The sequence below is a fragment of the Streptomyces sp. NPDC005195 genome, assembly GCF_040608315.1.
Classification (GTDB): domain Bacteria; phylum Actinomycetota; class Actinomycetes; order Streptomycetales; family Streptomycetaceae; genus Streptomyces; species Streptomyces kaempferi.
Genome location: NZ_JBEXHZ010000056.1, coordinates 17,381 through 33,108, shown reverse-complemented (window position 1 = coordinate 33,108; position 15,728 = coordinate 17,381). Strand labels below are relative to the sequence as shown.

Sequence of the window (15,728 nt, the reverse complement as noted above, 5' to 3'; positions counted from 1 at the left end):
ATGGCCGGGGGGCCCCCTCCGCTCGCCCCTACTGGACGGCGCACCCGTGCCTTCGGCGTCCCCTTCGAGCCCCGACGTCCCTTCCGGGCCTCGGTCCACGCACTTCCGGTCCGCACGACTTTTACTCACCACGGATGGCATGCCCTGGTCAAATCTGCCAGGCTTCCGGCAGCCGTTGCCCTGACCCCAGGGGACGCGGCGGAAATCTCACCCCCGCGGTCGCGCGAGCGATCCGCGCAGCCCCCGGCTGCCCTCCGGCGCACCCGAGCCGCGCGGGCGGCCACCGAGCAGGCCGGAATCCCGGCCGCCTCAAAGGAGTTCGTGTGAGACCGACCCCCCACAAGGCCCTCGCGACGGCCGCACTCGCCGTCGTCGCACTGGCCGCCGCCCTGCTTCCCGGAGCCCCGGCGTCGGCCGCGCCGCCCACCGCCCCCTCGGCCGACGCCTGCGCTCCTGCCCAGGTGGTCACCAACGGCGGCTTCGAGAGCGGCACTTCGCCCTGGACCCAGTCGTCGACCAGCGTGATCACCTCGCGCGCCGGCCAGACCGCCCACGGCGGCACCTCCTTCGCCTGGCTGGACGGTGTGGGCAGCACGCACACCGACACCCTCTCGCAGAGCGTCACCATCCCGTCCGGGTGCAGCTCGGCCACCCTCACCTTCTGGCTGCACATCGACACCACCGAGACGACGACGTCCACCGCGTACGACAAGCTGACGGCGAAGATCGGCAGCACGACGCTGGCGACGTACTCGAACCTCAACAAGAACACCGGCTACGCGCAGAAGTCCTTCGACGTCTCGGCGTTCGCGGGCCAGACCGTGACCGTCGCCTTCACCGGCACCGAGGACTCCAGCCTCAAGACGAGCTTCGTCCTCGACGACGTCGCCCTCGACACCTCCGGCACCACCACGCCGCCCGCCGACTCCACGCGGACGCCTGCCGCGCCCTCGTACACCGTCAGTCTGAGCAGCAACACCAGCGGCACCGGCTGGACCGGTCACGAGAGCGCGACCTTCACCAACGCCTCCTCCACCGCGCTCGGCGAGGTGTACCTGAGGCTGTGGGACAACTACCACGGCACCTGCTCCGCGATGCCGATCGTGGTCAGCAACGTCACCGGTGGCACCGCGGGCGCCCTCTCCGTGAACTGCACGGCGCTCAGGATCAGCCTGGCGACGCCCCTGGCACAGGGGCAGAGCGCCACGATCGGCTTCGATCTGGGCATCACCGTTCCCAGCGGCGCCGACCGCTTCGGCTACGACGGCGCCTTCGTCAACATCGGCAACGCGCTGCCCGTACTGGCGGTCAAGGACGGGGCCGGCTGGCACCTGGACCCGTACACCAACAACGGCGAGTCCTTCTACTCGCTGGCCGCCGACTTCAAGGTGACGCTCGACCACCCGACGAGCCTCCTCGTCCCGGCCACCGGCACCTCGGTCGACACCGCCGGATCGAGCGGCCGGACGGTCACCACGGCCACGGCCTCCAAGGTCCGTGACTTCGCCTGGGCCGCCGGGCCGTTCAGCAAGATCTCCGGTACCTCCCCGGCCGGCACCGCGATCAACATCTACTCCGTCTCGGGCATCAGCTCCTCCGACTCCCAGTCGATGCTCTCCACCGCCAAGTCCGCGGTGGACGCCCACGCCGCACGCTTCGGCGCGTACCCGTACGGCGAGCTGGACGCGGTGATCGACAACAACTACTGGTTCGGCGGCATGGAGTACCCCGGCTTCGTCCTCGACCTGGTCAGCACCACGGCGCTCACCCATGAGATCGGGCACCAGTGGTTCTACGGGATCGTCGGCGACGACGAGTACACCAGCCCGTGGCTGGATGAGGCGTTCACCGACTACGCCACCGACCTGGCGCAGAGCAAGACCGGCACCAACTGCTGGAACAGCGTCTCCTGGGCCTCGACCGCGGAGAAGATCACCAACTCGATGGCCTACTGGGACGCCCACTCGTCCCGGTACTCCACGGTCGTGTACGGCTACGGCAAGTGCGCCCTGCACGACCTGCGGCGCGCGCTCGGCGACACGGCCATGACCAAACTGCTGAAGGACTACGCCACTTCGCACTGGTACGGCGTCTCGACCACGTCCGAGTTCAAGGCCGCCGCCCAGGCCGCCACGACCACGGACCTGACCTCGTTCTGGACCCAGCACCGCATCGACGGCTGACAGCCGGCCGGTGCGCCGCGGTGGGCGCCTTCCGGCGTCAACCGCGGCGCGCCGACGGCGGCGCGGACCCGCGCCGCGCACGCACCCGCCCGCGCTCGCCCTCGCTCGCCCGCGTTCGCGACGCGATGTTGTTTCCCTCTACACCTAGATGCATAATGCGATTATGCATAAGCGGGTTACGAACACGGACACACCGGCGCCGGCCGAGGACCTGATGATCGCCGTGGAGCGCCTGGTCCGATACGTCCGCCGCAGTGCCGTCACCGGTGGTCTGAGCACGGCGGCCTCCTCGGCACTGAGCCGGCTCGGCCGGGAGGGGCCGCAGCGGCTGACCGAACTCGCCAGGGCCGAGAACGTCTCCCAGCCGAACATGACCCAGCTGGTCACCCGGATGGAACGCGCGGGCCTGGTCCGGCGCACCGCCGACCACAGCGACGGCCGGGGCGTGCTCGTGGAAGCCACCGACGACGGCCTGGACGTGTTCCACCGGCGACGGGCCGAGCGCGCGGACGCTCTGGGGCAGCTGATCGAGGACCTGACCGAACCGGAACAGCGGGCTGTCCGGATCGCGCTGCCGGCCCTCGCCCGGGTCATCGACGACCGCCATTCCCGCTCCTGACCCGTTCCCTGCGAGACCACGGAGAACCGCACATGAGTGCACCGCACGCAAGGGCCGCCAGCCCCTTCAAGCAGCCCAGGGCCGTCTGGGCCGTCGCGTTCGCCTGCGTCATCTCGTTCATGGGCATCGGGCTGGTCGACCCGATCCTGCCCGCCCTCGCCGAGGGCCTGCACGCCTCGCCCAGCCAGGTCTCCCTGCTGTTCAGCAGCTACCTGATCGTCACCGCGGTCGCCATGCTGTTCGTCGGCTGGGTCTCCAGCCACATCGGGGCCAAGCGCACCCTGGTCGTGGGTCTGGCCGTCATCGTCGTGTTCGCCGCGCTCGCGGGCTCCACCGGCTCCATCAACGGCATCGTCGGCTTCCGGGCCGGCTGGGGCCTGGGCAACGCGCTGTTCATCGCCACCTCGCTCGCCGTCATCGTCGCCTCCGCGAGCGGCGGCTTCGGCGGCGCGATCATCCTGTACGAGACCGCCCTCGGCCTCGGCATCGCCGTGGGTCCCCTGCTCGGCGGCGAGCTGGGCGCCATCAGCTGGCGCGGCCCCTTCTTCGGCGTCGCCGTCCTGATGGCCGTCGCCCTGGCCGCGACACTCGCCTTCGTGCCGGCCCTGCCCAGGCCGGAGCGGCCCACCTCGCCGCTCGCCCCTCTCAAGGCGCTGCGCCACCGCGGCCTGCTGACCATGGGCATCATGGCCCTGCTGTACAACTGGGGCTTCTTCACGATGCTGGGGTACGCCCCCTACCCGATGAAACTGAGCGCGCACCAGCTCGGGCTGGTCTTCACCGGGTGGGGCCTGCTGGTGGCCGCCTTCAGCGTGTTCTTCGCCCCGCGCCTGCAGGCCCGGTACGGCACCGCCCCGGTGCTGTACGCCAACCTGCTCGGCCTCGGGATCGTCATGGCGGTCATCGCGGCCGGCGTCGACTCGCCCCGTGTGGTGATCGTGGCGGTCGTCGTCAGCGGCGCCTTCATCGGCATCAACAACACCCTCACCACCCAGGCCGTCATGCTCGTCTCGCCCGTCGAGCGGCCGGTGGCCTCCTCCGCCTACGGCTTCCTGCGCTTCATCGGCGGCGGCCTCGCCCCCTATGTCGCCGGCAAGCTCGCCGACGCGACCGATCTCAGCGTCCCGTTCTACCTCGGCGCCGGGACCTTCGTCGTGGCCATCCCGGTACTGGCGAGCGGCCACCGTCTGCTCCGCCGGGCCGAGCAGACGGCCGGCCAGGGCGAACCCGTCGCGCCCACGCTCACCCCGGTCGGCGCGGCGGCGGCCACCGCCGGGCCGCCGCTCATCGTCGCCGTCGGCGCCCACGACAGGGCCGCCGCCATCGTCGACACCGCGGCGCGGCTCGCCCACGACGCGGGTACGGCCCTGGAGGTCGTCCATGTCCAGCGGACCGCCGTGGTCGAGGAACAGGCCGTGGACGTCGAGACCGCGGACCAGGCCCGTTCCGCCGTCACCGCCCACCTCGACCGGCTCGCGTCCCACGGCATCCCCGCCGTCGGCCAGATACTCACCAGCGTCGGCGACCACGCCGCCGCGGGCCGGGCCCTGGCCCGGCATGCCGCCGAGGTCCACGCCGGCACCGTCGCCGTGGGCCGCTCTCCCCGCGGTCCGCTGGCACAGTTCGCCGACGGGAGCTTCACCAGCGCACTCACGCACACGGCGGCCTGCCCGGTCGTCCTCGTCGACCCCGACAGCGCACCCCGGCCACTGACCGCGGCCACCCTGGCGGAACTGCGTGCCGCCTCCGCCTGAGCGACCGGCCCGGCCGCCGTCACCCGCGCGTGCCGCCTCCGGCGCGGAGACCGGGCTGGCGACGAGGTACGGGCCCGGTGCGGCGGGGCGGCCGGGGCTTTCCGGCAGCCGCCGGCCGGCAGCCGTCAGCCGACCTGCGCGGCGAACGCCTCGTACGCCCGCTCGTCGAAGAGGACGAACCTGACCTCCTCGACCGACGCCTCCGTGTCCCGCACGGTCCGGACCGCGACCCGGGCGGCGTCCGCCATCGGCCACCCGTACACACCGGCCGAGACGGCGGGGAACGCGACTGTGCGCGCGCCGAGTTCGTCGGCGACGCGCAGTGATTCGCGGTAGCAGGACGCCAGCAGGTGGGAGCGGTCCTCGGTGTCGCTGAAGACCGGGCCCACGGTGTGGATCACCCACCGCGCGTCCAGGTCGCCCGCGGTGGTCGCGACCGCCTTGCCGGTGGCCAGGCCCTTGCCGTAGTGCGAGGCACGGAGCCTTCGGCAGTCGGCCAGGATGGCGGGGCCCCCGCGGCGGTGGATGGCCCCGTCCACGCCCCCGCCGCCGAGCAGAGAGGAGTTCGCCGCGTTGACGATCGCGTCGACGCTCTGCCCGGTGATGTCCCCCCGGACGAGGGTGATGGCGGTCATGACGGTTCGGCCTCCTCGTGAACGGTCCTCACCGGATTGTCTCCCGGACGTCGCCATCGGTGCCGCCGGTCCGGGTCGCCGGTCCGGGTCCGTGGCCGAACCGTGTCCGGGGTCAGGGCTGTCGCAGGCGGCGCCACACGGCCTTCGCCGCGTTGTGGCCCGACATGCCGTGCACGCCGGGGCCCGGCGGGGTGGCCGAGGAGCAGATGAAGACGGCCGGGTGCGGGGTGCTGTACGGGGACGGGGACAGCCTGGGACGCAGCAGGAGTTGAAGTCCGGAGGCGGCGCCGCACGCGATGTCGCCGCCCACGTAGTTGGCGTTGCGCGCGGCGAGTTCGCGCGGGCCGGCGGTCGCACGGGCCAGCACGCGGTCACGGAATCCGGGCGCGAACCGCTCCAACTGGCGTTCGATCGCGTCCGTGAGGTCCCCCGTCCAGCCGTTGGGAACGTGCCCGTACGCCCAGAAGACCTGCTTCCCCTCGGGTGCCCGGGAGGGGTCGACGACGCTGGGCTGCACGGTGATCAGGAAGGGGGCGTCCGGCGCCCGGCCCTCGCGCGAGGCGGCGTGCAGAGCGGCACCGATCTCGGCGCGGCTCGCGCCCACCTGCACGGTCCCGGCGGTACGGGCCTCCTCGGCCGTCCAGGGCACGGGCCCGTCCAGCGCGTAGTCGATCTTGAAGACGGCCGCTCCGTAGCGGTAGTTCTCGTAGTACCGGCCGAAGCCCGCGATCCGGGACAGCGCGGTGGGCGAGGTGTCGAAGACGTAGGCGCGCGCGGGCGGCAGGTCGTCGAGGCGCTTGACCTCGTAGTCGGTGTGGACACTGCCGCCGAGGTCCCGCAGGTAGGCGGTGAGCGCGTCGGAGATCGACTGGGAGCCGCCGCGCGCGACGGGCCAGCCCCGGGCGTGGGCGGCGAGGGCGAAGACCAGGCCGACGGCGCCGGTTCCGATGCCGTCCAGCGGGGCGATGACGTGGGCGACGAGCCCGGCGAACAGGGCCTTGGCCCGCTCGTCCCGGAAGCGCCGCATCAGCCATGTGGAGGGTGGCAGTCCGGTGAGGCCGAACCGGGCCAGGGTGACCGGGTCCCGGGGCAGCGCGGTCGCGGGCAGGGACATGAAGTCGTGAACCAGCGTGTCCCACTTGGGGAGGAAGGGCGCGACCAGCCGTCGGTAGGTGCCTGCGTCGCGCGGTCCGAACGAGGCGGCCGTCTCCGCGACGGAGCGCGCGAGGACCGCGGCCGTGCCGTCCGGGAACGGGTGGGCCATGGGCAGCTCGGCGTGCAGCCACTCCAGGCCGTAGCGCTCCAGGGGCATCGCCCGGAAGGCCGGCGAGTTGATGCCGAGCGGATGGGCGGCCGCGCAGGGGTCGTGCCGGAATCCCGGCAGGGTCAGCTCTTCGGTACGGGCGCCGCCACCCACCGTGTCCCGCGCCTCGAAGACGGCCACCGAGAAACCCCGGCGGGCCAGCTCCACGGCAGCCGTCAGCCCGTTCGGCCCCGCACCCACGACGACGGCATCGAGCATCGACGGCACCTCGGACTCCTTTGTCGCCGACGGCCACTGGCCACCAGGATATGCCGGAGGGCCGACGAGCCCGGCGGCGCGGGGTGGGAATCCGCGAGCCGCGGGGCCGCGAACCGCCGGCACCACCGAGGACCGCCGGACCACGCGTGGTCGCGACCGCGAGCCTCGCGGAGGCGGAGGCGGAGGCCGCGGACCGCACGGGGACGATGGCCACACGCCACGCGGGGCGAAGGCCACGCACCGGTCGCGGGCGGGGTGCGGGCCGTACGGGGCGTGCCCCCGGCCCCAGCCGGGGGCCGGGGCTGGGGCCGGGCAGGCGGCCGTCGGCGGCGGCGGCCGCGCCCGGTCCCGCCCGGCGGTGGCTCACACGGAGTGGACGGCTCCGGCGTAGCGCTGGGCGAACCGGGTGCCGGTGCCCGCGGTGACCGTGAAGTCGTACCGCCCCGCGTCGGTGCGCCACGACACGCGGGTGCGGTCGCCCGCCCCGACCCATTCGGTCCGCTCCTCGCCGGCGAAGTCGTTCGGCGTGATCGTGAACGCCACCTCGGTGCCGCCGGTGTTACGCAGTTCCAGTTCCACCGAGGCGTTCTCCGGGCGCCCGGTGTGCCTCAGGGCCGCCGTCACCGAAGGCACCGCCACGTCGTCCTGGCCGGTGCGGGCGACGGTGCCGGAGAAACGTCGGACGAAACCGTCGGCGCCGTACACGGAGAAGTCGTAGCGGCCGTCGGTGCCGGCGGCGTCCCACACATGGGTGCGGGAGGAGCGCGGCGGGACCGTGAAGGGCGTGCCGACGAAGGGCAGCACGTTGTTCGGCAGGACGGTGAAGTGGTACCCGACGCTGCCGTCGTTGGTGAGGGTGCAGGTGACCTTGCCGGTGGTCCGATCGATCTTCACGTCGGCCCACGGGCGGTACGGCAGGGCGCGGTGCGGCCTGTGGCCCTCCTCCTGCGCGGGCATCGACTGCTCGTCCGGCACCTTGACCGGCGGCAGCGAGCTGCCGGCGTCCGCCTTGGCCATCAGGGCGACGGTGTCGGGCAGTCGGGGGATGCTGTAGTCGGGCTTGCCGAAGTCGAAGCAGCTGGTGAGGTCGCCGCAGACGGTGCGCCGCCAGTCGGAGATGTTGGGCTCCCGCACGCCGGTGACGCGCTCCAGGAAGCGGACCACCGAAGTGTGGTCGAAAACCTGTGAGTTGACCCAGCCGCCGCGCGACCACGGCGAGACGACCCACAGCGGCACCCGGCTGCCGAGGCCGATGGGCTTGCCCCCCGCGAACTCGTCCTTGGTGCCGGGCTCGGGGAACGGCGGGATGACGTGGTCGAAGTAGCCGTCGTTCTCGTCGTACATGACCAGGAAGGCGGTGTGCTTCCACACGTCGGGGTTGGAGAACAGCGACTGCAGCGCGGTGTCGACCCAGTGAGCGCCGTAGTCCGGGCTGGCGTTCGGGTGCTCGCAGAACAGGTACGGCGCCACCAGCCAGGAGACCGTGGGCAGAGTGCCGTCCTTGCAGTGCTTGTCGAAGGCCGTGAGGTCCCACTTCGTCATCGCGTTGACATAACGCGGGTCGTCCTTGGGGAACTCGTGGAACTGCTTGAAGTACGACAGGGCGTTGTCGTCGTAGTCGCCGTAACGGTCGTCGGAGCCATCGGGGTTGTGGTAGACGCGCCAGGTGACACCGGCCTGCTCCAGGCGTTCGGCGTACGTCGTCCAGTCGGCCACCGGGTTGTCCGTGACCGGCGTGTTGTCGGTCCACGGGCCGGTGGTGCCGTCCACGCCGGGGCCCGCGGTGCCCGTCCACAGGTAGAGGCGGTTGGGGTCGGTGGGTCCGTTCAGCGAGCAGAAGTAGCCGTCGCAGAGGGTGAAGGCGTCGGCCAGCGCGTACTGGTAGGGGATGTCCGCCCGCGTGAAGTAGCCCATGGTCCGTTCGCCCTTGGCGGAGACCCACTTGTTCATGGCGCCTCCGTTGACGGCCGAGTGACCGGTGTCCCAGTCGTGCGGGAGGCCGCCCGCGTTCTGCGCGTTGTACTTCGTGGTGTCCATGCGGAAGGGCAGGAGGTGACCCTCCTTGCGGCTCACGGCGGGCTGGCGGAACACCGGTTCGCCGCCGGGGAGGACGGTGGCCTGGCGGTCGCTGAAGCCCCGTACCCCGCTCAGGGTGCCGAAGTAGTGGTCGAAGCTGCGGTTCTCCTGCATCAGGATGACGACGTGCTTGACGTCCTCGATGCTGCCGTGGCCGGTGCCGCGACCCGCGGCCTCCGCGGTGCCGGGGAGTCCGGCGGCTATCGCGGCCCCGGCCGCGGTGGTGCCGATGAAGCTGCGGCGGCTGATCTCGGTCATGGGAGGAAGGTCCTTCGGATCGTTCGCGGTCAGCCGCGGGCGGACAGGGAGAAGGTGACGACGGCGGCGGCGTGGTCGGAGGGCCAGCCGTTGGCGGCGGCGTCCGGCACCGGCCGGGGCCAGCCGGTGAACAGGCTGTGCGCCTCGAGGACCTTGAGCCGCCCCGCGTACTGGATCTGGTCGATCCGGTCCTGCGGTTCCGCCCCGCCACCGCCCTCACGCTGCGGCCTGACGGGGGACCAGGTGATGCCGGGTGCCTTCTCCGGGCTGGTGTGGGCGTCGCGGAAGGCGTCGACGAGGCCCGCCTTCTCCAGCGCCTCGGTGACGGGCCAGCGGACCCGGCCCACTCCCCCGTGCGCGGACGCGGTCCGGCTCGTCCAGTCGTGGTGGGACGGCGAGGCGAGTCCGGCCGCCAGCACGACGGGGGTGCGGGAGGCGAGTTCGGGCCGCAGGGCGGCCACCAGCGCCTGCACCTGCCGGTAGCGGACCGTCTCCTTCTCCGCCGCCTCGACCTGTGCGGGCGTCCGGCCCGCCGACAGCGCGTACGGCCCGTAGCCGCCTTCGTCCAACTGCGCCGTCCACAGGCGTATCGTGCGGTCGCCGGGCAGGTGCAGCGTCGCGGCCGCGGCCGGGAGCGCCGCGGTCGGGGCGACGACGTCACTGAGCGGGTAGCGGCTCACGATGCCGAGGCCGCCGGCCTGGTACACGTGCCGGCCGAGCGCCCCGGCGAGTTCCCCGGCCGCCTTGTCACCGCATTCCTGGAGCGCCACGACGTCCAGCCCCTGGGTGAGGACCAGCCGCAGTTGCTTCTCCAGGAAGCCGTCGACGTGGGTGCCGGCGTCCCAGAGGTTCAGCGTGGCCACCTTCAGCCGGAGCCGCTCCCGGGAGGTGCGTACCGGCACCTGGACGGTGACGGTGTCGCTGCCGACCGCGCTGTCCGTGACGGCGGCCACGACGCGGCCGGGTCTGCCTGGCGCGACGAGCGGGGCCCTGCCGCTGACCGTGCCGTCCGCGGCCACCGACAGCCAGGAGTCGCCACCGGCCCGCTCGAAGGTCGCGCTGCCGGCGTCGTTGCCCTCGGGCCTGATCCACAGGCCGCCCAGCTTCACCGAGAAGTCCTTGCCCGCGGTCTGCGGCTCGGTGGTGACGGCGTCCACGGCCGCGTGCGGGCGCGGGATCTCGGGCCGCACCGCGAAGCTGAACGCCGCGGTCCTGGCGAGGATGCCGTAACCGTCCTTGGCCAGCAGATAGGCGGTGTACGGGCCGCCGCTCAGGCCGGAGGTGTCGAGGGTGATGTCACCGGTGGCGGCCGGGGTGTACTCCCAGGCGAGGGAGGAGCCGTGACCCGGCTGCCGGTCGCCGTCGTACACCCCGATCCAGTTCTTCGGGTCGGGTGTGTCCGTAGTCCAGTGGAAGGATGCCTTGTCGCCCTCGTGCGGGGCGGACGTCGTCAGCTGGACGGAGTCGCCGACGGGGGCGCCCGTGAAGCTGAACGGCTCCGTCCTGGCGAGGACGCCGTAGCCGTCCTTGGCCAGCAGATACACGATGTACGGCCCACCGCTCAGGCCGGAGGTGTCGAGGGTGGTCTGCCCGGACGCGCCGGGCACGTATGCCCAGACGAGGGAGCTGCTGCCGCCGGCGGGCAGCCGGTCGGCGGGGTAGACGCCGATCCAGTTCTTGGGGTCGGGGGCGTCCGTCGCCCAGGTGATGGCCAGTTCGGTGCCGCGCGGCGGGGGCGTCGGGGAGCCGATCGCGATGCTGCTCCCGGACGCGTCGGCCTGTGAGAGGGATGACACGGTGTTGGGTCCTCTCCGCCCCGGGTACCGCCGCGGCGACACCCAGGGGAGCAAAGTTGTCTAGATAACTTCGCTCCATAGCAAGCCGTCCTCCGGCGACGGCCCCGTGAACGAGAGATTGCCTGCGTCTGGGAGGAAGACGGAACTCTGGGGTTTCCCCGCACGGTCCGAAGAGCCGGGATCCACCCAACAGTGGTTCCTGACCTGCGCCTTCCGAGACCCGCGACCCCCTGCGCAACCCACGGAGGCCGATGGGCCCGCATTCCTTCACCCCACCGTCCGGAGGGATACGGCACGTCACACCCTTCACCGGGTCACACCTTGGCTGTGCACAGCCAAGGGCCGAGCGAGTACACGCGAGGGCAGGACGCGCAAGCTCCGGCCGGTGGTCCCCACGGGGTCGAGGGCAGCGTCCCGCGCTGTCCTGCGGCGTCCCGCGGCGCCTCGCACTCGACGGCGTACGTGGCGCCGTCGGCGGTGGTGAACCCTGAACCGGCGCGACCGCGAGGTCGCCAACTGCCGCACCCGCGCGTCCGGACGGACGCCGTGGCCTTGGTCGACCTCGCCCTGGTCGACGTCGGCGGGGTCGTCATACCGGGTGGCGATGCCTCGCCAGACCTCCGGCGCGCGGACCGGACGGAGTCAAGGCCGCCGACCACGCCGAACGAAGGCCACGAACCGTGCCGGGCGAAGGCCACGGACGTGTGTACCGCGAAGGCCACGGACGCGCGGCCCCGAACATCGCCGACGCGCAGGCCGCGAACGTCGCGGGCACCGCGGGGCACCGTACTCTTCCCGGTCAGGCTCCGGCGGCCAGCAGCCCCCGTACCCGGCGGGCCGTCGCCTCGTCCCGGGCCGCCGTGAACGGCAGCGCGTTGCCGCCGGTGACGCGGAACGGCTCACCGGTCAGCGTCAGATGGGTGCCGCCCGCCTCCTCGACCAGCAGCAGACCCGCCGCATGATCCCACGCCGCCTCCCAGGAGAAGGCCGTCGCGTCCAACTCACCGCGGGCGACGGCCAGGTACTCCAGGCCGGCCGAGCCGCACGGGCGGGGCCGGACGCCCTCGGTGTTCAGGCCGAGGAGGGCGCGCTTCTGCTCGTCCGTCGTGTAGTCGGGGTGCGAGGTGGCTATCTCGAGGTCACGGCCGGGTGCGGGTGAACCGGAGCGCAGCGGCTGTCCGTCGAGGTGGGCGCCCCGGCCGCGGAGGGCGACGGCGAGCTGGCCGCGGGCCGGTGCGTAGGTCCAGGACGCGTGGACGACACCGCCCAGCGTGAGGGCGACGAGCGTGCAGAAACCGGACTCGCCGCGGACGAACTGGCGGGTGCCGTCGACCGGGTCGACGATCCAGACCGGCGCCGCGCCCTGGATCGCGTCGTACGTCGCCGGGTCGGCGTGGACCGCCTCCTCGCCGACGACGACCGAGCCGGGCAGCAGCTTGGCGAGCGTTTCGGTGAGGTACTCCTCGGCCTTGCGGTCGGCGTCCGTGACGAGGTCGTGCGGGCCGCTCTTCTGGTCGATCTCGTGCGCGGCGAGCTGCCTGAAGCGGGGCATGATCTCGGCGGCGGCCGCATGGCGGACCGCTTCTTCGACATCGGGTATGCGGTGGGCGAGAAACTCGTCGATGGTTTCGGTATGTCCGATCATGGCTCCATGACAGCACGCGTCACTGACAATCCCTCCCCGTCCGGTGCACTTCAGGTGGATTCGGGGTGAATTCCCGGGGCGCCCTGCCGGGGTCGGGACACTCGGACCGGGACCGCGATGCCCGAACCGGGACCGGAGAACCCGGGCCGGCGCCCGCGGCCCCCGGCTCAGCGTCCGACCGCGTACCCCTGCATCCCCCGCGGATTCGCCGCGGCGGACAGCACCCCGGTGCGCGGGTCCCGGGCGACCGCGCACAGCCGGCCCTCCGACCAGGCGTCGGAGACCCGCACGTCGTGGCCGCGGCGGCGCAGTTCCGTGACGACGGCGGGGTCCGTGCGGGACTCGACGGTGAGGCTTCCGGGGCGCATGCCGCGCGGGTGGAAGGAGCCGGGGAAGCTGTCGTTGTGCCAGTTCGGCGCGTCGATCGCGCCCTGGAGGTCGAGCCCGCCGCGTACTTCGGCGCGCAGCGCCACGGCCAGGAAGAAGTGGGTCTGCCACTGGTCCTGCTGGTCGCCGCCGGGGGTGCCGAACGCCATGACCGGTACCCCGTCGCGCAGCGCCAGCGAAGGCGTCAGTGTGGTGCGCGGGCGACGGCCGGGCGTCAGGGAGTTGGGCAGTCCCTCCTCCAGCCAGGCCATCTGGAGCCGGGTGCCGAGCGGGAAGCCCAGTTCCGGGACGACCGGGTTCGACTGGAGCCAGCCGCCGCTGGGGGTCGCCGAAACCATGTTGCCCCAGCGGTCCACGACGTCGAGGTGGCAGGTGTCGCCGCGGGTGGAGCCGTCCGGTGCCACCTCGGGTTCGGCGGCCGCCCCGGCCACGGTGGGTTCGCCCGCGCCGGGTGCCGCCAGGGCGTCGAAGCCCGGCTCCCCGGAGGCCGCCCGCCGGGCGTGGTGGCTCATCCTCGGGGTGCGCCCGCCGGGGGCACCGGGGCGCAGCTCGTACGAGGCCTCGTCGCCGATGAGGGCGCGGCGCGCCGTGTTGTACTCGTCCGACAGCAGCGCGCCGAGCGGCACCTCGGCCGCGTCCCCGTACCAGGCCTCCCGGTCGGCCATGGCGAGCTTGCAGCCCTCGACGAGCAGGTGGACGTAGTCGGCGGAGCCGTGCGGCGGCAGTTCCGTCGGGAGCAGGGCGAGCTGCTGCAGGAGGACCGGGCCCTGGCTCCAGGGGCCCGCCTTGCACAGGGTCCAGCCGCGCCAGTCGTACGTCGCCGGTGTCTCGTAAGTCGCGGACCAGGAGGCGAGGTCGGTGGCCGTCAGGGTGCCGGCGTGGCGCTCACCGCTGGTGTCCATGGCGGGCCGTCCGGCCTGGCGCACCAGGGCCTCGGCGATGAATCCGGTGCGCCAGACCTCCCGCGCCGCCTCGATCTCGGCCTCCCGGCCGTCCGCCGCGGACCCTTCGGCGAGAAGCCGCCTCCAGGTGGCGGCGAGCACGGGATTGCGGAAGAGCTCGCCGGGTCGCGGTGCCGTCCCGCCCGGCAGGTACACCTCCGCGGACGAGGTCCACTCCGTCTCGAACAGCTCACGGACGGATTCCACCGTCTCGCCGACACGCTCCACGGGCGCGTGCCCGTCCTCGGCGTATCCGATGGCGTACTTCAGGACGTCGGCGAGGGACTTCGTGCCGTGGTCGCGCAGGAGCAGCATCCAGGCGTCGAAGGCGCCCGGGACGGCCGCGGCGAGCGGGCCGGTGCCGGGTACGAGATCCAGACCGAGTCCCCTGTAGTGCGCGATCGTCGCCCCGGCGGGCGCCCCGCCCTGCCCGCACAGCACCCGTACGGCGCCGCCCGCCGGGGCGAGGATGATCGGGACCTCGCCCGCGGGTCCGTTGAGGTGCGGCTCGACGACGTGCAGGACGAAGCCCGCGGCGACGGCGGCGTCGAACGCGTTGCCGCCGTCCTCCAGGACGGCCATGGCGGACTGCGAGGCGAGCCAGTGGGTGGAGGACACCATGCCGAAGGTGCCCTGGAGGGTCGGTCGGGTCGTGAACATGCCGTGTCACCTCGCTGTGCGGAGCGATCAACCTCGGGCCCGACTATGGCACTCGCGATCCCCCGGAGGGCAGGGCGCCCCGTCCCCCGGAGGAGCCACGCACCGCACCCTGACCCACGACCGGAATCAATCACCGCAGGTCGGCGTTGGTGCCGAGGGAACGAACGGAGGCGGATCGGTGCACGGTGAGTACAAGATCCCCGGCGGCAAGCTCGTCGTGGTGGACCTGGACGTCGAGGACGGAATGCTGCGCCACGCGCGCGTGGCGGGCGATTTCTTCCTCGAACCGGACGAGGCGCTGGACGCCGTGAACGACGCCCTGGAGGGCGCCCCCGCCGACACCGACGCGGCGGGCCTGGCGGCCCGTGTCGACGCCGCGCTGCCGGACGGCACGGTCATGTACGGCCTGACCTCGGAGGGCATCGGGATCGCGGTGCGCAGGGCGCTCGCGCACGCCACCGACTGGACGGACTACGACTGGCAGCTGATCCACGAGGAGCCGCAGTCCCCCGCGCTGCACATGGCCCTGGACGAGGTGCTGACCGCGGAGGTCGCCGCCGGCCGCCGCCCGCCGACGCTGCGCGTGTGGGAGTGGGGAGCCCCGTCCGTGATCATCGGCAGTTTCCAGTCGCTGCGCAACGAGGTCGACGCCGAGGGCGCGGCGCGGCACGGCATCGAGGTGGTGCGCCGGATCTCCGGCGGCGGCGCGATGTTCGTGGAGCCGGGCAACACCATCACCTACTCGCTCTCGGTCCCGGAGGCGCTCGTCCAGGGCCTGTCGTTCCAGGACAGTTACGCCTACCTCGACGACTGGGTCCTCGGTGCGCTCGGGGACATGGGGATCAGGGCCTGGTACCAGCCCCTGAACGACATCGCGACGGAGCAGGGGAAGATCGCGGGAGCCGCCCAGAAGCGGGTGGTCGGTCCGGGCGGCGGCGCCGGTGCCGTGCTCCACCACGTGACCATGTCGTACGACATCGACGCCGACAAGATGCTCGAAGTGCTGCGCATCGGCCGGGAGAAACTGTCCGACAAGGGCATCAGGAGCGCGAAGAAGCGGGTGGACCCGCTGCGCCGGCAGACGGGGCTCGCGCGCGAGGAGGTCATCGGGCGGATGATCGAATCCTTCCGTGGCCGTTACGGCCTTACGGACGGCGCGGTGACACCCGTGGAACTGGCGCGCGCCGAGGAGCTGGCGCGCTCGAAGTTCGGGTCGGCCGCGTGGACGGCCCGGGTGCCGTAGCCGGCGGGT

10 protein-coding genes are annotated in these 15,728 nt (G+C 72.7%); 4 read left to right on the top strand and 6 right to left on the bottom strand.

The genetic code is table 11. The features are described 5' to 3' along the window. Nucleotides 1–323: 323 nt before the first annotated feature. The 3 genes from ABZV34_RS31845 (at nucleotide 324) to ABZV34_RS31835 (ending at nucleotide 4,556) form a co-directional block, all read left to right on the top strand. A complete protein-coding gene (locus ABZV34_RS31845) occupies nucleotides 324–2,183 on the top strand; it encodes a M1 family aminopeptidase (RefSeq protein ID WP_356284327.1) in 1,860 nt (619 codons plus the stop codon). A 163-nt stretch (nucleotides 2,184–2,346) separates the two neighbouring features. Next, nucleotides 2,347–2,802, top strand: a complete 456-nt coding sequence (locus tag ABZV34_RS31840; protein ID WP_356284324.1) for a MarR family transcriptional regulator — start codon at nucleotides 2,347–2,349, stop codon at nucleotides 2,800–2,802. Between the two features lie 32 nt (nucleotides 2,803–2,834). Beyond that, entirely contained in the window at nucleotides 2,835–4,556 is a 1,722-nt protein-coding gene (locus ABZV34_RS31835; RefSeq protein ID WP_356284322.1) for an MFS transporter, read from the top strand. 125 nt (nucleotides 4,557–4,681) lie between these two features. On the opposite strand, the gene ABZV34_RS31830 is transcribed toward ABZV34_RS31835, so the two are convergent. The 6 genes from ABZV34_RS31830 to ABZV34_RS31805 all read right to left on the bottom strand — a co-directional run bounded on the left by ABZV34_RS31830 (nucleotide 4,682) and on the right by ABZV34_RS31805 (nucleotide 14,476). Further along, entirely contained in the window at nucleotides 4,682–5,191 is a 510-nt protein-coding gene (locus ABZV34_RS31830) for an O-acetyl-ADP-ribose deacetylase (RefSeq protein WP_356284319.1), read from the bottom strand. Nucleotides 5,192–5,303: 112 nt separating this feature from the next. Continuing rightward, complete coding sequence (locus tag ABZV34_RS31825) at nucleotides 5,304–6,713, bottom strand: NAD(P)/FAD-dependent oxidoreductase (RefSeq protein ID WP_356284330.1); 1,410 nt, start codon at nucleotides 6,711–6,713, stop codon at nucleotides 5,304–5,306. A gap of 363 nt (nucleotides 6,714–7,076) precedes the next feature. Beyond that, nucleotides 7,077–9,047 carry a phosphocholine-specific phospholipase C gene (locus ABZV34_RS31820; RefSeq protein ID WP_356284316.1) on the bottom strand — a complete coding sequence of 657 codons (1,971 nt, stop codon included), beginning with the start codon at nucleotides 9,045–9,047 and terminating at the stop codon, nucleotides 7,077–7,079. A 29-nt stretch (nucleotides 9,048–9,076) separates the two neighbouring features. Then, nucleotides 9,077–10,843 carry an endonuclease/exonuclease/phosphatase family protein gene (locus ABZV34_RS31815; protein WP_356284313.1) on the bottom strand — a complete coding sequence of 589 codons (1,767 nt, stop codon included), beginning with the start codon at nucleotides 10,841–10,843 and terminating at the stop codon, nucleotides 9,077–9,079. A gap of 799 nt (nucleotides 10,844–11,642) precedes the next feature. Then, nucleotides 11,643–12,488: an inositol monophosphatase family protein gene (locus tag ABZV34_RS31810; protein WP_356284310.1), complete on the bottom strand. Its 846-nt coding sequence runs from the start codon at nucleotides 12,486–12,488 to the stop codon at nucleotides 11,643–11,645. 167 nt (nucleotides 12,489–12,655) lie between these two features. After that, nucleotides 12,656–14,476 (bottom strand): gamma-glutamyltransferase, encoded by a 1,821-nt coding sequence (locus ABZV34_RS31805; RefSeq protein WP_356284307.1) that lies wholly within the window; start codon nucleotides 14,474–14,476, stop codon nucleotides 12,656–12,658. 178 nt (nucleotides 14,477–14,654) lie between these two features. Between ABZV34_RS31805 and ABZV34_RS31800 the strand changes: the two genes are divergently transcribed. Next, nucleotides 14,655–15,719 (top strand): lipoate--protein ligase family protein, encoded by a 1,065-nt coding sequence (locus ABZV34_RS31800; protein ID WP_356284304.1) that lies wholly within the window; start codon nucleotides 14,655–14,657, stop codon nucleotides 15,717–15,719. Nucleotides 15,720–15,728: the final 9 nt, after the last annotated feature.